The 19,524-nt window shown below is 40.9% G+C and carries 20 protein-coding genes; 15 read left to right on the top strand and 5 right to left on the bottom strand.

What is annotated here, in order from left to right:
• Positions 1-134: 134 nt before the first annotated feature.
• Entirely contained in the window at positions 135-692 is a 558-nt protein-coding gene (gene def / locus AC25Y6_RS10585; protein WP_488139473.1) for a peptide deformylase, read from the bottom strand.
• 135 nt (positions 693-827) lie between these two features.
• Here def and AC25Y6_RS10580 point away from each other — a divergent pair, with 135 nt between their 5' ends.
• The 8 genes from AC25Y6_RS10580 to AC25Y6_RS10545 all read left to right on the top strand — a co-directional run bounded on the left by AC25Y6_RS10580 (position 828) and on the right by AC25Y6_RS10545 (position 9,001).
• Positions 828-1,463 carry a YkyA family protein gene (locus AC25Y6_RS10580; RefSeq protein WP_488142994.1) on the top strand — a complete coding sequence of 212 codons (636 nt, stop codon included), beginning with the start codon at positions 828-830 and terminating at the stop codon, positions 1,461-1,463.
• Between the two features lie 289 nt (positions 1,464-1,752).
• Complete coding sequence (gene pdhA, locus AC25Y6_RS10575) at positions 1,753-2,868, top strand: pyruvate dehydrogenase (acetyl-transferring) E1 component subunit alpha (protein ID WP_482100303.1); 1,116 nt, start codon at positions 1,753-1,755, stop codon at positions 2,866-2,868.
• A 3-nt stretch (positions 2,869-2,871) separates the two neighbouring features.
• Positions 2,872-3,849, top strand: a complete 978-nt coding sequence (locus tag AC25Y6_RS10570; RefSeq protein ID WP_482100304.1) for an alpha-ketoacid dehydrogenase subunit beta — start codon at positions 2,872-2,874, stop codon at positions 3,847-3,849.
• Between the two features lie 77 nt (positions 3,850-3,926).
• Entirely contained in the window at positions 3,927-5,273 is a 1,347-nt protein-coding gene (locus AC25Y6_RS10565) for a dihydrolipoamide acetyltransferase family protein (protein WP_488142993.1), read from the top strand.
• A 3-nt stretch (positions 5,274-5,276) separates the two neighbouring features.
• Positions 5,277-6,689 carry a dihydrolipoyl dehydrogenase gene (lpdA, locus tag AC25Y6_RS10560; protein ID WP_482100306.1) on the top strand — a complete coding sequence of 471 codons (1,413 nt, stop codon included), beginning with the start codon at positions 5,277-5,279 and terminating at the stop codon, positions 6,687-6,689.
• 161 nt (positions 6,690-6,850) lie between these two features.
• Positions 6,851-7,666 carry a polysaccharide deacetylase family protein gene (locus AC25Y6_RS10555; protein WP_488142992.1) on the top strand — a complete coding sequence of 272 codons (816 nt, stop codon included), beginning with the start codon at positions 6,851-6,853 and terminating at the stop codon, positions 7,664-7,666.
• Positions 7,667-7,739: 73 nt separating this feature from the next.
• On the top strand, positions 7,740-8,696 hold the full coding sequence (locus tag AC25Y6_RS10550) for an NAD(P)H-dependent flavin oxidoreductase (protein ID WP_488142991.1): 957 nt from the start codon (positions 7,740-7,742) through the stop codon (positions 8,694-8,696).
• A gap of 23 nt (positions 8,697-8,719) precedes the next feature.
• The gene (locus tag AC25Y6_RS10545; RefSeq protein ID WP_488142990.1) at positions 8,720-9,001 is read left to right on the top strand and encodes a UPF0223 family protein; all 282 of its coding nucleotides are present in this window, start codon (positions 8,720-8,722) and stop codon (positions 8,999-9,001) included.
• A gap of 15 nt (positions 9,002-9,016) precedes the next feature.
• Here AC25Y6_RS10545 and AC25Y6_RS10540 read toward each other — a convergent pair whose 3' ends face one another.
• Positions 9,017-9,646 (bottom strand): YktB family protein, encoded by a 630-nt coding sequence (locus tag AC25Y6_RS10540; protein ID WP_488142989.1) that lies wholly within the window; start codon positions 9,644-9,646, stop codon positions 9,017-9,019.
• Between the two features lie 159 nt (positions 9,647-9,805).
• Here AC25Y6_RS10540 and AC25Y6_RS10535 point away from each other — a divergent pair, with 159 nt between their 5' ends.
• Both AC25Y6_RS10535 and AC25Y6_RS10530 read left to right on the top strand, forming a co-directional pair.
• Positions 9,806-10,003, top strand: coding sequence for a hypothetical protein (locus tag AC25Y6_RS10535; RefSeq protein WP_482103867.1), 198 nt, complete (start codon positions 9,806-9,808; stop codon positions 10,001-10,003).
• Positions 10,004-10,121: 118 nt separating this feature from the next.
• Entirely contained in the window at positions 10,122-10,916 is a 795-nt protein-coding gene (locus tag AC25Y6_RS10530) for an inositol monophosphatase family protein (protein ID WP_482103868.1), read from the top strand.
• Positions 10,917-10,982: 66 nt separating this feature from the next.
• On the opposite strand, the gene AC25Y6_RS10525 is transcribed toward AC25Y6_RS10530, so the two are convergent.
• Positions 10,983-11,168 carry a YlaF family protein gene (locus tag AC25Y6_RS10525; protein WP_482103869.1) on the bottom strand — a complete coding sequence of 62 codons (186 nt, stop codon included), beginning with the start codon at positions 11,166-11,168 and terminating at the stop codon, positions 10,983-10,985.
• Between the two features lie 100 nt (positions 11,169-11,268).
• Between AC25Y6_RS10525 and typA the strand changes: the two genes are divergently transcribed.
• Positions 11,269-13,098 (top strand): translational GTPase TypA, encoded by a 1,830-nt coding sequence (typA, locus tag AC25Y6_RS10520; protein WP_482103870.1) that lies wholly within the window; start codon positions 11,269-11,271, stop codon positions 13,096-13,098.
• A gap of 181 nt (positions 13,099-13,279) precedes the next feature.
• Positions 13,280-13,624: a YlaH-like family protein gene (locus AC25Y6_RS10515; protein ID WP_482100315.1), complete on the top strand. Its 345-nt coding sequence runs from the start codon at positions 13,280-13,282 to the stop codon at positions 13,622-13,624.
• Between the two features lie 16 nt (positions 13,625-13,640).
• On the opposite strand, the gene AC25Y6_RS10510 is transcribed toward AC25Y6_RS10515, so the two are convergent.
• Together AC25Y6_RS10510 and AC25Y6_RS10505 are read right to left on the bottom strand one after the other, a co-directional pair.
• The gene (locus AC25Y6_RS10510; protein ID WP_482100316.1) at positions 13,641-13,844 is read right to left on the bottom strand and encodes a YlaI family protein; all 204 of its coding nucleotides are present in this window, start codon (positions 13,842-13,844) and stop codon (positions 13,641-13,643) included.
• 13 nt (positions 13,845-13,857) lie between these two features.
• Complete coding sequence (locus AC25Y6_RS10505; protein ID WP_482100317.1) at positions 13,858-14,358, bottom strand: peptidyl-prolyl cis-trans isomerase; 501 nt, start codon at positions 14,356-14,358, stop codon at positions 13,858-13,860.
• A 185-nt stretch (positions 14,359-14,543) separates the two neighbouring features.
• Between AC25Y6_RS10505 and AC25Y6_RS10500 the strand changes: the two genes are divergently transcribed.
• The 3 genes from AC25Y6_RS10500 (at position 14,544) to pyc (ending at position 19,506) form a co-directional block, all read left to right on the top strand.
• The gene (locus tag AC25Y6_RS10500) at positions 14,544-14,825 is read left to right on the top strand and encodes an Fpa/YlaN family protein (protein ID WP_482100318.1); all 282 of its coding nucleotides are present in this window, start codon (positions 14,544-14,546) and stop codon (positions 14,823-14,825) included.
• 62 nt (positions 14,826-14,887) lie between these two features.
• Positions 14,888-16,066, top strand: coding sequence for an FtsW/RodA/SpoVE family cell cycle protein (locus AC25Y6_RS10495; protein WP_482100319.1), 1,179 nt, complete (start codon positions 14,888-14,890; stop codon positions 16,064-16,066).
• Positions 16,067-16,068: 2 nt separating this feature from the next.
• On the top strand, positions 16,069-19,506 hold the full coding sequence (gene pyc, locus AC25Y6_RS10490; RefSeq protein WP_482103873.1) for a pyruvate carboxylase: 3,438 nt from the start codon (positions 16,069-16,071) through the stop codon (positions 19,504-19,506).
• Positions 19,507-19,524: the final 18 nt, after the last annotated feature.

Genomic DNA, 19,524 nt, shown 5'->3' with positions numbered 1-19,524 from the left:
TGATTTTCAGCAAAGCTGAAAGATCCTTCATTTATCTCGGTCTTCTTGATTTTCAGCAAAGCTGAAAGATCCTTCATTTATCTCGGTCTTCTTGATTTTCAGCTAGATTAAAATTTACATCTAAAGTCGTATAATTAATCCCGTTCGAAAGGAGATGCACCGGGAATTTCTTTAAACGGTAAGTTTTCATCAATATGATCAAAGAACATAATGCCGTTCAAATGGTCGAGTTCATGTTGAAATGCGATGGCTGCCAATCCTTTTAATCTCTTTTTGAATTCATTTCCATCAATGTCATAAGCTTTAATAGTAATTCGTGCATAGCGAGGGACATAGCCCTCAATTACCCGGTCAACTGAAAGGCAACCTTCACCCGAAGCGAGATAGGTTTTTTCGATGGAGTGACTGACGATTTTGGGGTTTACAGCTACAAAACTAATCGGTTCCTGATCAGTTTCAGTAATGTGGAGTGCAAAAGCCCTTTTCGCTTTATTGAGTTGAGGGGCTGCGATACCGATACCGGGCCGCAGATCAAACTCTTCGCTAATTTCGGGGATCTGGCTATTTATTACGTATTCCATTAAGTCCTCGCAGAGTTCCCGGTCAGCTGAAGATAAAGGGAATTTCATTTCTTCGGCATGTTTACGTAAAGTGGGGTGCCCTTCTCGAACAATATCTTTCATTAAAATCAATGTACAAACATCCTTTCAGTTATCTATATTGATTAGTATAAGCGATTGTTAAATGGGGTGAAAGAATTTAAACGCAAACTTGAATTCAAGAATCCAAAACGCTATAGTTTATAAGGAATTGGAGGGGGATTAATTTTGAGGAAAAATATAATGATAGTCGTACTGTCACTCGTATTGTTACTTTCGGGGTGCAGTTTCGGAACGTCGGTCGAAAAGATAGTGGCTGATGCTTTAGCAGAAATGAATAGTGCTGAAAAAGAGTACCGAGATGGGCAAGCTGAATTGACAGAGCTTGAAAAAACAGAACAAAAGTTATTTAATGAAACAATGGAGCTGACTCAGGAACAAAAAGAAGTGCTCAAGAAGAACGTCACTGAACTTGAAAGTTCACTTGATCTCCGTGTCGCTCATATAGAAAGAGAAGAAAAATCCATTAATAAGGCAGAAGGTTCTATAGACGGTCTTGATAAAGCTATCAAAGAAGCAGATGAAACTAACAAAAAAGGTATTGAAGAACTGAAGAATGCTATCAGTGAAAGGTATGAATTGCATACGGATTTTATATCTCAATACAAAGAACTTTTAACGTTACAACAAGAATTGTATGGAATGCTTATTACTGAAGAAATAGAGATGACGGAGCTTAGGGATAAAGTAGGTGAAGTGAATTCTCAAAATGACATGGTCAAGTCCGCAGTGACATCTTTCAATGACGCAACTGGAAAAATGAATCAGCTAAAAGATGAGATTTTTGTCGAATTAGAGAAATGAAAATAATTATAAATAGCAAAGGGATGGGGATTGTTGCTTAGAGTCCTAGTCCTTTTTTATTCTACGACAATAGAATCATATAAACTGGAAATCTATTATAATACAGTTGTATTATTGTGCTAATACAGATTCTAAGTAACAGTCAATTCGGTTAATTTTAAAGTTCATTTAGGCTTGAGAATACTATGTTTGACCATTTAGTTTTGTTTAGTTATACTTAATTAGAAATAGATTGTACCAATTATTAAACCAATGTTTCATAATACAGTTATAAAGGAGAGTTGCCGAAATGGCTGCAAACAAAAGCAAGCAGTTCGATCCGGTGGAGACACTTCACGCGATTGAAGAAAAGTTTGAAATGTTCCAGATTTTGAACGAAGAAGGCGAAATTGTTAATAAGGAAGCAGATCCAAAGTTATCAGATGAAAAACTTATCGAATTGATGACACGTATGGTATATACACGTATTTTGGATCAACGCTCAATTTCGTTGAACCGACAAGGTCGTCTAGGATTCTACGCACCAACTGCAGGTCAGGAAGCTTCACAACTTGCTTCGCAGTTTGCATTAGAACAAGAGGATTTCATCCTTCCTGGATACCGTGATGTTCCGCAAATGTTATTCCACGGATTACCATTATCGATGGCATTTCTTTGGTCAAGAGGACATTTCCAAGGGGGCAATATTCCAGAAGGTGTGAATGTATTCCCACCGCAAATCATTATCGGTGCGCAATATATTCAGGCAGCTGGTATTGCACTTGGTTTCCAAAAACGTGGCACAAAAGCAGTTGCCGTGACGTATACAGGAGACGGGGGAACATCTCAAGGTGATTTCTATGAGGGAATAAACTTTGCAGGAGCGTACCGCTCACCAGCAATCTTTATTATTCAGAATAACCAATTCGCAATATCGACTCCACGTTCTGCACAAACGGCAGCAAAAACACTTGCACAAAAAGGTATTGCAGCTGGTATTCCGAGTATTCTAGTTGACGGTATGGACCCACTTGCGGTGTATGCGGTTACACGTGACGCACGAGAACGTGCAATCAACGGAGATGGACCAACGCTTATCGAGGCACTATGCTACCGCTACGGACCGCATACAATGGCAGGAGATGACCCAACACGTTACCGTACATCTGAAACGGACAGTGAATGGGAAAAACGCGATCCTCTAATTCGTTTCCGTACATACCTTGAAGCTAAAGGGGTTTGGAATGAAGAAAAAGAGAATGAAGTTATTGAACGTGCAAAAGAAGAAATTAAAGAAGCGATAAAAGAAGCTGATGCAGCTCCTAAACAAAAAGTTAGTGATTTCATTAATATCATGTACAAAGGTGAATTACCTTACAACTTGCAAGAGCAGCTAGATATTTACACAGAGAAGGAGTCGAAGTAACCGATGGCACAAATGACGATGATTCAAGCAATAACTGATGCTCTACGTACGGAGCTGAAAAATGATGAAAACGTCCTCGTCTTCGGTGAAGACGTTGGAAATAACGGAGGAGTCTTCCGTGCAACTGAAGGTTTGCAAAAAGAATTTGGGGAAGAACGTGTATTTGATACACCGCTTGCAGAATCCGGTATTGGCGGACTTGCAATTGGACTTGCGTTCACAGGTTTCCGTCCAGTTATGGAAATCCAGTTCTTCGGATTCCTATTTGAAGTAATTGACTCAGTTAGTGGTCAGCTTGCACGTATGAGTTTCAGAAGTGCGGGACGATATAATGCACCTGTAACAATTCGCTCTCCATTTGGCGGCGGTGTTGCAACGCCTGAAATGCACGCTGACAGTCTGGAAGGAATCGTAGCATCACAGCCAGGTTTGAAAGTTGTTATCCCTTCAACTCCTTATGATGCAAAAGGGCTTTTGATTTCTGCGATTCGCGATGAGAATCCGGTTATCTTCCTTGAGCACATGAAGCTGTATCGGTCATTCAGACAGGAAGTTCCTGAAGAAGAGTACACAATCCCACTTGGGAAAGCCGATGTGAAACGCGAAGGTAAAGATCTTTCAGTTATTACTTACGGTGCGATGGTTCACGAAAGTTTAAAAGCCGCTGAAGAACTTGAAAAAGAAGGCTATTCTGTTGAGGTTATTGACCTGCGTACAATTCAACCGATGGATATCGAAACTATAATTGCATCTGTTGAGAAAACAAACCGTGCAATTGTTGTTCAAGAAGCACAAAAACAAGCTGGAATTGCGGCGAATATAGTAGCTGAAATTACAGAGCGTGCAATTCTGAGTCTTGAAGCACCTGTATTGCGCGTAACTGCGCCTGATACTGTCTATCCTTTTGCTCAAGGTGAAAATGCGTGGCTTCCAAATGCGAAGGATATTATTGAAACAGCTAAAAAAGTATTGACGTTCTAAGTTAGATAATTTGAATGTTGAATATCTAAACTAAGTGTCTAGAATAGTAAAATTCTTAATTAGAAAGGGTGAATCTTGTGGCATTTGAATTCCGTTTACCAGATATCGGTGAAGGTATCCATGAAGGTGAAGTTGTAAAGTGGTTTGTTAATAAAGGCGACAAAATCAATGAAGATGACATTCTACTCGAAATTCAAAACGATAAAGCAGTAGTGGAAATTCCGTCACCGGTTACGGGTACAGTTGAAGAGGTTGTTGTCTCTGAAGGTACTGTAGCAATTGTTGGAGATGTTTTGATCCGTTTCGACGCACCTGGTTATGAAAGTGCGAAAACTGAAGATGACGACAATGCTGTAACTGAAGCACAAGTTCAAGCAACAGCTGAAGCGGGTCAGAAGATTGAAAAAGAAGAAGCACCGAAAGAAGAATCGGTAACAACTACGGCTTCTGCAAGTTCACAAACAAAAACAGACGTCGATCCGAATCGCCGTATTATTGCGATGCCTTCTGTACGTAAATTTGCGCGTGAGCAAGGTGTAGAAATTCAACAAGTTGCTGGTTCAGGCAAAAATGGCCGTGTTTTGAAAGAAGATATCGAGTCATTCCAAAATGGCGGTCAAATTCAAGAGGCTCCACCTGCAGATGCGCCACAAACAAAAGGACAAACTGAAAGCGTTGAACAAGAAAAAACAGTCAAATCTCCAGTTTACTTAGAAGGAGATTTCCCTGAAACACGCGAAAAGATGTCTGGCATCCGAAAAGCAATTGCAAAAGCAATGGTCAATTCAAAACAAACAGCTCCGCATGTAACATTGCTTGACGAAGTGGATGTTACAGAACTCGTAGCACACCGTCGTAAGTTCAAAGACATTGCAGCTGAAAAAGATATTAAACTTACTTATTTGCCATATGTCGTGAAAGCACTTGTTTCAACATTACGCGAATTCCCGGTCTTCAATAGCTCACTTGATGATGCTACTCAAGAAATTGTTCAGAAGCATTATTACAACATAGGTATTGCTGCTGACACTGATCGTGGACTTCTAGTTCCTGTCATTAAGCATGCAGACCGTAAATCGATCTTTGCAATTTCAGATGAAATCAACAGTCTCGCAGTAAAAGCACGTGACGGTAAACTATCCCCGGCAGAAATGAAGGGTGCGTCTTGTTCGATTACGAATATCGGTTCCGCAGGGGGCCAATGGTTTACACCGATTATTAATCATCCAGAAGTTGCAATTCTCGGAATTGGTCGTATTGCAGAAAAACCTATTGTTAAAAATGGTGAAATTGTAGCGGCACCTATGTTAGCATTATCATTGGTATTCGATCACCGGATGATCGACGGCGCAACTGCACAAAATGCGTTGAATCACCTTAAGAAGCTGCTCGCAAATCCGGAACTTTTATTAATGGAGGCGTAAACAATGGTAGTAGGAGACTTTCCAATCGAAGTAGACACGCTCGTCGTAGGTTCTGGACCAGGAGGATATGTTGCGGCGATTCGCGCGGCACAATTGGGCCAAAAAGTAATCGTAGTTGAAAAAGGTGATCTTGGTGGTGTGTGCTTGAACGTGGGATGTATTCCTTCCAAAGCACTTATTGCTGTTGGACATCGTTATGCAAATGCTCAAGATTCTGATTCAATGGGCATTACAGCGACGGAAGTGAAACTAGATTTCACTAAAGCGCAAGCGTTCAAAGATAGCGTTGTAAACAAGTTGACTGGTGGAGTCGCAGGACTTCTTAAAGGCAACAAGATTGAATATGTTCAAGGTGAAGCCTATTTCGTCGATAGCAACACGGTACGTGTAATGGACGAAACTTCAGCGCAAACATATAAATTCAAAAATGCAATCGTTGCAACGGGTTCACGTCCGATTGAAATTCCAACGTTTAAATTTACAGAACGCGTTATTAATTCTACAGGTGCTTTGAATCTTAAAGAATTACCGGGTAAACTTGTAGTTATCGGTGGTGGATATATCGGTACTGAGCTAGGATCTGCATATGCAAATCTTGGATCAAAAGTAACGATCATTGAAGGCGCTAATGACATTCTTGCGGGCTTTGAAAAACAAATGACACAGATCGTTAAAAAAGGCTTGAAGAAAAAAGGCGTTGAAGTTGTTGTTAAAGCGTCTGCAAAAGGCGTTGAAGAAACAGCTACTGGCGTTACAGTTACATACGAAGTAGGCGGAGAAGAGAAAAAAGTCGAAGCTGATTACGTACTTGTTACTGTAGGCCGTCGTCCGAATACGGATGAAATTGGATTAGAAGAGATTGGCGTTAAGTTCCTTGAGCGCGGTCTCATCGAAGTCGATAAACAATGCAGAACAAGCATTCCAAATATCTACGCAATCGGTGATATCGTTCCTGGACTTCAACTTGCACATAAAGCTTCTTATGAAGCGAAAATTGCTGCAGAAGCGATTTCAGGCGAGAAGTCTGAAGTTGACTACTTGGCGATTCCTGCTGTTTGTTTCACTGATCCTGAACTTGCATCTGTTGGCTTTACCGAGCAACAGGCAAAAGAAGAAGGTTATGAAACGGTAGTAGGGAAATTCCCATTTGCAGCTAATGGACGTGCACTAGCACTTGATGCTTCAGAAGGTTTCGTTAAGCTTGTATCACGTAAAGAAGACGGACTACTACTTGGGGCTCAAATAGTAGGTGCAAGTGCATCAGACATGATTGCTGAACTTGCACTTGCAATTGAAGCGGGAATGACACTTGAAGATGTGGCTATGACAATTCATGCCCATCCGACGTTGAGTGAAATCTCAATGGAAGCAGCGGAAGTTGCTTTAGGTAAACCAATTCATATGATTACAAAATAAAAACTATAGTTAGAGATTAAACCGTCTAAGAGGCAGAAAGTTGTCCTCCTAGACGGTTTTTTAGTTTGATATATTGTGAATAAAACTAGTAAACTGGTATCCTTTTCTTATAAAACTTTAATTATGTTATTATTTAAGGAATTGAAAGGGCGGGGACTAACTTGAAAAAACAAATAATATACATATTGAGCGCATTGTTATTGGTATTATCAGCATGTTCCGACAGAGATGTAGACGCCAAACCTGAAAATAGAGACGAGAAATCATCTGAACCTGACGTTGAAATCATTGACAAAAGTACTGTTGAAGATTTCGAAGAAATAGAAGAAGAAGTTACTGAACCATTGTATGAAGTGAATCCCGCAACATATGCGATTGAACCGATTGGAAGTGCAAACAACAAGGTTGTTTTACTGACAATTGACGATGCACCTGATAAATGGGCATTAGATATGGCTAAGACGCTAAAAAGTCTTGATGCGCCAGCAATCTTTTTTGTAAACGGTCATTTTATTGATACGGATGAAGAAAAACTTGTATTGAAAGAAATTCATGATTTAGGATTTATGATCGGCAATCATACGAAGACGCACGCTGATTTAAAACAACTTTCAGAAGAACAACAAACTGAAGAAATCCTTACAGTGAGTGATACAGTAGAGGGAATTATTGGTGAGCGTCCAGTGTTTTTCAGGGCTCCGTTTGGCAGTAATACGGACTATAGTAGAGCGCTAGCGCTAAAAGATGAAATGCTTTTGATGAATTGGTCATTTGGCTATGATTGGGAGAAAAAGTATACGGATGTGGATGCATTGGCGGATATAATGGTGAACACTGACTTACTACGTGATGGTGCGAATCTTCTCATGCATGATCGTGAATGGACTGCTGGAGCACTGGAGAAAATCGTCCTAGGTTTAAGAGAAAAGGGATATGAGTTCGTAGATCCTGGAACAATCAAGGTCCCCGAGCAATAAGAGTCTTCGGTAAAGGTTTGGTAGGTGCTAATGAAGAATATTGTATAGTAGAGATAATGAGGGGGATAAACAAATGGAATGGAAAACTAGAATAACGGATCTGCTTGAAGTACAGTATCCCATCGTTCAAGGTGGCTTGGCATACTTAGCATACGCGGAGCTTGCTGCCGCCGTTTCGGAAGCTGGGGGACTCGGGCAGATAACGGCTATGAGTTTGGACTCGGCCGATGAACTCAGAGCAGAGATACAGAAAGTGAAAGGGATGACGAATAAGCCATTCGGTGTAAACTTTGCAATTGGACAGCATGGACGACCTTTCGCACATATGGTGGAGGCAGCGCTCGAAGAAGGCGTTCAAGTCATGTCGGTGACAGGAGGAAACCCAGCACCATTTTTTGCGCAACTTGAAAACACAAATGTCAAAAAGCTAGTTCTCGTTGCCGCTAAGAGACAGGCACAGAAGGCGGAATCACTTGGAGCCGATGCTGTTATGGTTGTTGGGCAGGAAGGTGGGGGACATCTTGGTCGCGATGACATCGGTACAATGGTTCTCGTCCCGCAAGTTGTCGATGCGGTCTCAATTCCTGTTATTGCCTCGGGTGGAATCGGAGATGGACGTGGGTGGATGGCTGCTCATGCACTTGGCGCTGAAGGGATAGAGATGGGTACGAGGTTTATCGCAACGAAAGAGTGCGTTCATGCTTCACAAGCGTACATTGACCTTCTCTTGGCCAGTAAAGAAACGGGGACAACTGTCATCAAGCGGACAATTGGATCCCCTGCACGTGCATTAACAGGTAGTTGGACGGGTAGAATACTCGAAATGGAAGCACAAAATACTGATTATGAAGCATTGAAAGATTATATTAGCGGAGAAGCAAACCGGCGTTTCATCCACGACGGAGATTCTGACAATGGCTTTGGATGGGCGGGTCAAGTTGCGGGACTTATTAATGATGTGCCTTCCGTTGCTGAATTATTTGAACGTATGGTCAAGCAAGCAAAGACAATCCGCGCCAGTTGGAACTAAAGTTAATAAAGGGGATGTTACACATGGATTATAATTATCCAATCAGGGAGGACTGGTCCACTGTTGAAATAATCGCAGTCGCCAGTTTTTATGAGGCAATTGAAGAAGCATATGAATCAGGTATTGTTGGAGAAAAGATGCTTGAAGCATATCGCGGATTTAAAAAAGTTGTGCCTTCCATGTCAGAAGAAAAGACATTGTTTAAAGAATTCGAGGAAGCGAGCGGTTACAACAGTTACCGTGTAATTCAGGCTGCAAAAGCTGCAAAAAAGGAAGAAATAATAAAAGGAATGCCCACGCGTTAAGCGGGAGCATTCCTTTTACTTTCTATTAATGACAACATCATACACCGGGAGTAGACAATCAAAAGTTTCTTCCGCAAATTCTATGAATTCTTCAGTGGACAGTTTAATGGCATCTTCACGTGATAAATGACGTCCAACAAGAAATTCGGCTTTTTTAACGGTTTCTAGTCGTTCTAAAAGCTGTACTAATTCAAATTTATCCATTTCTGAGATATTAAAAGCATCAGGTTTCATATGATCGCCGGATACAATATAGGATGCTGGAAGGGAAGTTAAAACGTTCAATTTCCTTTCAAGTCGTTCAGAAATTCCCTTCTTATCAGGATTTTCATAAATAACTGCAAGAATAATGAATAAATGTGTTCCCCATAAGCCAATCTGGAAGTGAGGCAAAGCTTTATATCCTCGTTTTGCAGGTGCGAATGCTACCCAGCTGTCTTTAGGAGGATTGACTGTTCGTCTTGCATGTTTTGCGACATGTGGAAAAAATTCATCTGTACCGTGTGCAGAAAGACGATCCGCAAAGTGTGTGCCAAGCATATGGAACTTAGGTTGAATCCGATTTTGAAGTGCTTCCATCCGATTTTCAAGTCCTTCAGTGGAAAATACATCAAAATCATCTTTTTCCCAAAAATAATTTAGCATTTTCATTACCCCCAATAACATTTACACGTTTATCATAGCAGAAAACGGGGAACAATCTTAAATAACAAGGCTTATAACTAGAGCAACCCTAAGCCATGGCATATTTTAATAATAACTAACAGAAAATTAGGACTATATACTGAAAAAGGGGTGTCAACTATGAAACAGGTCGTCCATGTAATTCGGAAAGCCGATGTTGAGAAAGAATATGTTAAGCTGCTGAACTTAGAACTTGATTATGAACTTGCGACGCTTTTCGATGCAATAGAGGAAAAAGATGCAACACAAAACATGAAGAGTAAACATAGGTTAATGGAGATTCATCGTGAATTGGAGATTCTGAATGGATTTTCATAAGAACGAGTGCTCGCTGAAAAATGCATCCCTACACTTCCTTTCAAAACAGGGATAGTGTAATGGGATGCTTTTTTCGTTATAGTATGATATAGATGGTTGAAGGGGAAGAGGTGGCTTCATGCAATGGGGAAGTATTGATCGTTACGCAAAATCCTTGATTAAAGAGGCAGGACATAAAATACGTGTTTCTTTTTTCAATCAAATTGACATCAATTCCAAGTTGGATGCCAATGATCTTGTGACAAATATAGATAAGGAAATTGAACAGTTTTTCATAAGTCGGATAAAAAAGGATTTTCCAAGTCATAGAATTATGGGTGAAGAGGGATTCGGAGATGACGTTCACACACTTGACGGGGTTGTCTGGATGCTTGATCCAATTGATGGAACAATGAATTTCATTCATCAAAAACGAAATTTTGCCATTTCGCTAGGAATATTTGCTGAAGGTGTCGGAATGTTAGGTTATATTTATGATGTGATGGGTGATGATTTCTATCATGCGGCGAAAGATGAAGGAGCTTACTTCAATGATGAGCGTCTGCCCCAATTGGAGATTACACCGCTTAGCGAAGCAGTTATTGGTATTAATGCTAGTTGGGTGGCTCCAAATCGCTTTGTTGAAAACGAACAAATCATAGAGCTTATTCAGAAGTGTAGAGGGACAAGGTCTTATGGATCTGCTGCAATGGAGTTGGCGTATGTCTCTTCGGGCAGACTGGATTCGTATATGTCGATGAGACTTTCCCCATGGGATATAGCGGGGGGAATTGTTATTGCTCAGGAGGTCGGTGCTGTTGCAACAAACATGAAAGGGGAAACCCCCCATCTACTCGGCCAAGATACATTTATCGTTGCAAGGCCGGGCTTACATCAAGATATATTGACTAAATATATCCGTCTAAAGCAATAAAAAAAGGGGTCGTCAAGTACCGGATATACCGAATAACTTGAAACGACCCTATGGATTAACCCTATTCTAAAGTATACCTTGTTCTCTATATCTTTTTTTCGTCTTGAATCCATTGCCCATTACAAGAATGAGTGCCAGTATAGCGATAATGGCGATGGGAAAACTGCCCATGCCAACTGCAACACCGATTGCACACATTGAAGCTATAGCGGCAGCGGAGTAAAAAACGAAAATCCATTTAATGTTTTTCAAAAAAAATACCCCCATCTGTAATTAAATGTTTTAGAATTATCAATACATGTGCTATAATAACACAGTTAATCAGATGAAAAAAGAATAATGGAGTGAAATCATGACTAAACTACGCAATGATTTACGTAACATAGCTATTATCGCACACGTCGACCACGGAAAAACGACGCTTGTCGATCAACTTTTAAAGCAATCGGGCATCTTCCGTTCGAACGAACAAGTCGATGACCGTGCAATGGACTCAAATGAAATTGAACGTGAACGCGGAATTACGATTCTCGCAAAGAATACGGCAATTGAATATAAAGATACAAAAATTAATATTCTTGATACACCAGGTCACGCTGACTTCGGTGGAGAAGTTGAACGTATCTTGAAAATGGTAGATGGTGTAATTCTGGTTGTCGATTCATACGAAGGTTGTATGCCACAAACTCGTTTCGTATTGAAAAAAGCGCTTGAGCAAAACTTAAAACCAATTGTTGTTGTTAACAAGATTGATCGCGAGTTTGCTCGTCCAGAAGAAGTCGTGGATGAAGTTCTTGAGTTATTCATTGAACTTGATGCGAATGACGAACAACTTGAATTCCCTGTTATCTATGCATCAGGATTCAACGGTACTGCAAGCTTATCACCAGATGTTTCAACACAAGAAGAAACACTACGTGTCCTTTATGACGCGATCTTAGAACATATTCCTGCACCGGTTGATAACCGGGACGAGCCTTTGCAGTTCCAAGTGTCGCTTCTTGACTACAGCGATTACGTAGGCCGCATCGGTATCGGACGGGTTTTCCGCGGAACGATGCAAGTTGGACAGTCGGTTGCTGTTATGAAACGTGATGGTACTGTGAAAAACTACCGTGTTACGAAATTGTCAGGTTTCCTTGGTTTGAAACGCGTTGATATCCAAGAGGCTTTCTCTGGTGATCTCGTTGCGGTATCTGGTATGGAAAACATTGACGTCGGTGAAACAATTTGTCCGGCAGATCATCTAGAAGCACTTCCGGAGTTGTTCATTGACGAACCAACGCTACAAATGACATTCCTTGTAAACAATAGCCCGTTTGCAGGTAAAGAAGGTAAGTGGGTAACGTCAAGAAAAATCGACGAACGCCTTCAATCTCAATTGCAAACAGACGTTTCTCTTCGCGTAGATCCAACTGATTCACCTGATGCATGGACTGTTTCAGGACGTGGTGAGCTTCACCTGTCGATTCTGATTGAAAACATGCGTCGTGAAGGATTTGAATTACAAGTTTCGAAACCAACAGTAATCGTAAGAGAAATAGATGGCATTCGTTGTGAGCCTATCGAACGTTTACAAATTGATATTCCTGAAGAGCATACAGGCTCTATTATCGAGTCAATCGGTGAACGTAAAGGCGAAATGCTTGATATGATTAACAATGGTAACGGACAAGTTCGTCTAATATTCAATGTACCTGCTCGTGGATTAATCGGTTATTCAACTGATTTCCTTACATTAACAAGAGGTTACGGAATTATGAACCATACGTTTGATTCTTACCAGCCGATGGCTAAAGGTAAAGTTGGCGGTCGCAGAAACGGTGTTCTTGTTTCGATGGAGAACGGAACGGCTACGCCTTACAGCATAATGCAGCTTGAAGATCGCGGTATTATGTTCGTTGGTGCTGGAACTGAGATTTACGCTGGAATGGTAGTTGGTGAAAATACGCGCGAAAGCGATTTGACTATCAACTTAACGAAAGCTAAACAAGCAACGAATGTTCGTTCAGCATCGAAGGATCAGACGGTTACAACTAAAAAGCCGCGTATTATGTCGCTTGAAGAAGCGTTGCAATATTTGGATGATGACGAGTATTGCGAAGTAACGCCAGTATCAATCAGACTTCGCAAGAAAATTCTTGATAAAAACGAACGTGAACGCGTACAGAAAAAGAAATAATTTTTTAACTTCATTTCATTAAAATTAGAGCAGGGGAAACGATACATGTCTTCCTCTGCTCAAATTTGGACAAATAGAAGGCCAGGCGGTTCATCTAAGCGTCTTGTTAGCGGTAGGTATGGTAATATGCCTTCTCGTTGACTTGGCCGGTAGAATAGCTTTTAAGAAGGGACTGTGTTGAATGAGTGCTAGTGTTGGGGATGCAGAGGTATTCGGACGGATGTCAGGCATCGCACGCTTCATTTACGAAGTGATGCCTTCCTTTACGATAGCCGGTTATGTGCTTTTTGCCCTCGTCTTCCTCATGTCGGCAATTGTTTATAAACTGGGATTTGCTAGAAAGCTTAAGCCATTACAGACTTTAGTCATCTATGTATTCCTGTTTATCGGCTGTCTAATATTAACTTTTCTTGGGTTTTTCCTTCCGATTGTGGAAGGGCTTATCGTTGCGGCTCTCATTTTAATAATTTACAGAGTCCGTAGAATGAATGAATACAAAGACGAAAAAGAAGACCCCATCGTTTGATGGGAGTCTTCTTTTTTTAAAACTTTTTTTCGATGGCTAGTGAACTACGGTGAAATATGAAGTTCCCTGTTGCAATACGTGCAATGGTTTTTTCTGCAATCCGGACATTGCATTCCTCACACATATACGTGTGAATTGGACGGTTACGAAGTGTTTTTGCCAGTGGTAAATCATCCGGAAGTTGTCCGATATTGTCGCAAATGACACATTTTACGCGCATTGGAAATCCTCCTTCAATCGACTTGGATTGCTATGACGTTGCGAATCGGATTGTCGTTGTTCGATCCGTCTTTGAAAATGACATGAACTGGACCGCCATCAAGAAGTGGTTTTCCTTCATCACTAAATTTAAAAATAATCTCTTCTGCTCTTTCAAGCGGGAAAGTATGGCTATCGCCGTCAGACGTTTCAAAAGAAAATGTCACGGCGTTAGTAGCAGGCTCTGCAATTTTCAAGAAGTGACTTAATTGAATACCATAGGTACCAGTCACAACCTTTCTTTTTTCAAACTTTTTCTCCGTTTCTAACGTTGGTGGTACAGTTGCACCCTCCATTATTTCGCGGGACCAATGTTTTCCCATAGCTCTTTTATATTCTTCTAGTTCATCTTTTTCAACGCGATTTTCGGTAAAGTATGTTTTTAAATCCACACGACGATCATCGAAAATCCATACAGTTGGGTCCAGTGTGATGCCATAACGTACATTTCCTTTAATCGGAATTATTTTTTCCAAAAGAATATCCCCCTAAATAATAAAAAAATCATTTCATATCAGTATAACGCTTCGTTGCCACAAGGAAAAGCTTTTCCAATCGGATGCATAGAGCCAAAGGGAAATCACTTGCTTTTTCCCCAATCGGAAGATACAATTTATTCATAATAACCATTAAGAAATAAAAGTTTGATGGGGGCGTCCTCATGGATATAGAATTGCAGGAAACGTATCAGGAAAAGGCGATGAAGCAACTTCAGGCTGATGCTGATAAGATAGGTCAACTAATAAAAGTACAAATGGACCATTTGACGATGCCTCAGTGTCCGCTATATGAAGAAGTGCTGGATACTCAAATGTATGGACTATCACGGGAAATTGAATTTGCCGTCAAGCTCGGTTTGATTGAACGATCTAAAGGTAACGAAATTCTTTCTTTACTTGAAAAAGAAATGACAGTCTTACACGAAATATATACGAGAAAATAAGCCGAAAACTCAAACTGACATAAAGGTTTGAGTTTTTTGTTTAATGAAAAAGAGGTAACCCTATGAAAATATATGTAAAAAAACTAATTCGTTATTTTGATTTCCCCTTGTTCTTTGTCTATTTGCTGCTCTGTCTTTTTGGACTAGTTATGATTTATAGTTCAAGTATGGTAACGGCTGTGGATAGATATGACTATCCGGCTGACTATTTTTATCAAAAGCAATTATTAAACCTAGGCCTCGCGATTCCTGCTTTCTTTCTGGCGGCTTTTTTTCCATATAAGAATTACAAACGGAAAAAGTTAATGATTTTTGCAGTAATCAGTATGTTAACTCTTTTATTCATGGTCCATTTCGTGGGCTCGGGTGAACATGTCGGGGCTACCAGTTGGATTAAAACGCCATTTGGCAATCTGCAACCATCCGAAGTAGCAAAACTTGTTTTAATAGTTTACTTTTCTGGCGTATTTGCAAAAAAGTATGAATCTGGTACAATCGACAACATTAATCAATCAATTTGGCCTCCCGTAGGTATCCTCGTTTTAGCGGTCGGTTCCATCATGCTTGAGACGGACATAGGAGGTTCGTTTATTATTATTATCACTGCACTTTCTGTACTTGCGGCAAGTGGTATTAAAAAACGCACCTTCTTAAAAATTAGCGGACTCATTTCGGTCGGTCTAATTTTTGCAGCCCTAATTCTATATTTTCAATGGGAATCAATTATGACCGACGGAAGGAAAGGAAGGATTCTGTCATTCCTCAATCCGTTTGATTATATTCAGGGATCGGGCTACCAAATTGCGAACGGTTATATTGCAATTGGCTCTGGAGGCATTTCTGGAAGAGGCCTTGGTAACTCAATTCAAAAAATGGGTTATTTGCCGGAACCGCAGACAGATGTCATCATGGCGGTTATTTCAGAGGAATTAGGCTTGTTGGGTGCTATTATTGTTATTGGGGGTCTTGGTTTTATCGTTTTGAGGGCGTTATCAATCGCACTTAAAGCCAAAGATCCACATGCGCGTATGCTAGCAGCTGGAATAGGAAGTATGATAGGAATTCAAACATTCGTTAATTTGGGTGGTCTGACGGGGTTGGTACCGCTTACAGGCGTAACCTTGCCATTTATAAGTTATGGCGGAACTTCAATAATTCTGTTATCTTTATCTTTAGGAATATTGACGAATGTTTCTATGTTCGTGAAATATGAAAAAACAATGAGAAAAGGAAGTGCCTAGTGATGGAACAGATTAACAAAATCCTCGTAGCGAATCGTGGAGAAATTGCTATCCGAATTTTTCGTGCTTGTACTGAATTGAATATTCCGACAGTAGGTATTTATTCCACTGAAGATAGTGGATCATTTCATCGTTATAAGGCGGATGAGTCTTATATTGTTGGAGAAGGAAAGAAACCAATCGATGCTTATCTTGACATCGAAGGGATCATCGCAATAGCGAAAGACTCCGGCGCAAATGCCATCCATCCCGGTTATGGATTCCTAGCTGAAAATACCGATTTTGCAAGACGTCTCGAGGAAGAAGGAATCATCTTCATAGGTCCAAGTTCAAAGCAATTGGACATGTTCGGAGATAAAGTTAAGGCGAGGACTCAAGCTATCAATGCAGGCATCCCTGTTATTCCAGGTAGTGATGGTCCTGTTTCTACGGTCGAAGAAGTCGGAAGATTTGGAGAGACAAACGGCTATCCAATCATTATCAAGGCATCGCTTGGTGGCGGCGGACGCGGCATGCGAATTGTAAATTCAGCGGATGAAGTCAACGAGGCTTTTGAACGCGCGCGGTCAGAAGCAAAGTCTGCATTCGGATCTGATGAAGTATATGTGGAGAAATACATCGATTTACCAAAACATATCGAAGTCCAAATTCTTGGGGATACATATGGCAATGTTATTCACCTATACGAAAGAGATTGCTCAATTCAGCGCCGCCACCAGAAAGTTGTTGAAATTGCACCTTCCATTTCATTGGAAGATGGGTTGAGGGAACAGATTTGTGATGCGGCAGTAAAATTGATGAAAAATGTTAATTATAAAAATGCGGGTACAGTGGAATTCCTTGTTTCAAACGGTCAATATTATTTCATCGAAGTCAATCCGCGAATTCAGGTTGAGCATACGATTACAGAAATGGTGACGGGCATTGACATCGTTCATGCACAAATTCGTATTGCAGATGGAAAAAACATTCATGAAGGCGAAGGAAGTATTCCGACGCAAGAAAACATACCGCTATTTGGATATGCGATTCAATCCCGTGTTACAACAGAAGATCCATTGAACGATTTTATGCCTGACACAGGAAAATTATCGGTTTACCGTTCGGGTGGAGGCTTTGGTGTACGACTTGACGCAGGTAACGGATTCCAAGGTGCTGTTATAACACCGTATTATGATTCATTACTGGTCAAAGTTTCAACATGGGGCATGACGTTCCGTGAGGCTGCATCTAAAATGAGCCGTAACTTACAAGAGTTCAGGATTCGGGGCATCAAGACAAATATCCCATTCCTCGAAAATGTTGTAAAACATAAAAACTTCCTAACAGGAAACTACAATACTAGTTTTATTGATACGACACCGGAATTATTCCTATTCCCTAACCGTAAAGACCGCGGAACGAAAATGTTGAATTATATTGGGAATGTTACTGTCAACGGATTCCCAGGAATCGGTAAACAATCGAAGCCAGTGTTCCATCCAGTAAGAAAACCGATAGTGGACCTTCTCACACCACCACCGTCAGGTACAAAACAGATTTTAGATGAACGTGGTGCAGAAGGGCTTATCAAGTGGATAAAAGAACAAGATGATGTTCTTTTAACAGATACAACATTCCGCGATGCTCACCAGTCGCTGTTGGCAACGCGTGTGAGGACTTCTGACATGACGTCAATTGCATCTGAATCGGCAAGACTCATGCCCGATCTATTCTCATATGAAATGTGGGGCGGTGCGACATTTGACGTCGCTTACAGATTCTTGAAAGAAGATCCGTGGGACAGGCTTCTGAAAATACGTGAACAAATTCCAAATGTCCTTCTCCAAATGTTGTTCCGTGGTGCAAATGCAGTTGGTTACACGAATTATCCTGATAATGTTATCCGGGAATTCGTTAAGAAATCGGCGGATGCTGGAATAGACGTATTCCGTATATTCGATAGCTTGAACTGGATTAAAGGAATGGAAGTTGCTATTGACGCTACGCGTGATGCAGGTAAAGTTGCTGAAGCGGCTATCTGCTATACAGGCGACATCCTAGATGATTCGCGTGCAAAATATACCGTTCAATATTATAAAGATATGGCAAAAGAACTTGAATCAGCCGGAGCGCATATTCTAGCTATTAAAGATATGGCGGGTCTGTTGAAACCGGAAGCAGCATATCGACTTGTTTCAGAGTTGAAGGCGACAGTGGACATTCCAATTCACTTACATTCCCACGATACGAGCGGTAATGGGATTTATATGTATGCGAAAGCGGTTGAGGCTGGCGTGGACATCGTTGACACGGCTTTAGGGGCGATGGCGGGTCTAACTTCACAACCTTCAGCGAGCTCGTTACACTATGCGCTACAGGGCGGTAAACGCAATGTGCGTGCAAACGTCAACTCGCTAGAGAATCTATCTTATTACTGGGAAGATGTTCGGAAGTACTACCAGCACTTTGAAAGCGGCATGATGAGTCCGCATTCGGAAATCTACGTTCACGAAATGCCTGGCGGTCAGTATTCTAACTTGCAACAACAAGCGAAGGCGGTAGGCCTTGGTGAACGTTGGGAAGAAGTTCAGAGTATGTATTCACGTGTAAACATGCTATTCGGAGATGTCGTGAAAGTGACGCCGTCATCCAAAGTCGTTGGCGATATGGCGTTATTCATGGTGCAAAATGAAATGGATGAAAAATCTGTTCTGGTTCGTGGAACTTCTATTGATTTCCCAGAATCCGTAATTGAATTTTTTGAGGGCTATATCGGCCAGCCATATGGCGGCTTCCCTGAAGAATTGCAAAAAATAATTTTAAAAGAACGCCAAGCTATAACAGTTCGTCCTGGAGAGCTACTAGAAGATGCGGATTTCGAAAAACTCCAAAAAGAATTAAATGCAAAACTTGGGCGACCGGTTACAAGTCATGAAGTGCTTTCATCTGCACTGTATCCGAAAGTTTTCGAAGAATACTCCGTGACAAATAAGCTTTTCGGTGATCTATCAGTAATTGATACACCTGAATTTTTATACGGAATGCGTCTTGGAGAAGAAATCGAAGTGGAGATTGAAAAAGGGAAAACACTGATTGTTAAACTTGTATCCATTAGTGAACCGCAGCCAGATGCGACAAGAGTAATCTATTTTGAACTTAACGGTCAACCGCGTGAAGTCGTCATTGAAGATATGAATGTCGAGTCCGTTACAGTTCGTAAACAAAAAGCAGATACTTCAAATGAAGCCCATATTGCTGCAACGATGCCGGGTACAGTTCTGAAAGTCGCAACTTCCATAGGAGCGAAAGTGAAAAGAGGAGAACATTTACTCATCACAGAAGCTATGAAAATGGAAACGACGATTCAAGCACCTTTTGACGGTGTAGTTAAAGACATATATGTTACTGCTGGAGAGTCGATTTCGACTGGAGACCTGCTCGTAGAATTAGAACATTAATAGAAATAACAACAGCAC

The sequence above is a fragment of the Sporosarcina sp. Y1004 genome (assembly GCF_057669665.1).
The sequence above is the reverse complement of the archived record's forward strand: the minus strand, read 5'-3'. Positions and strand labels throughout refer to the sequence as shown.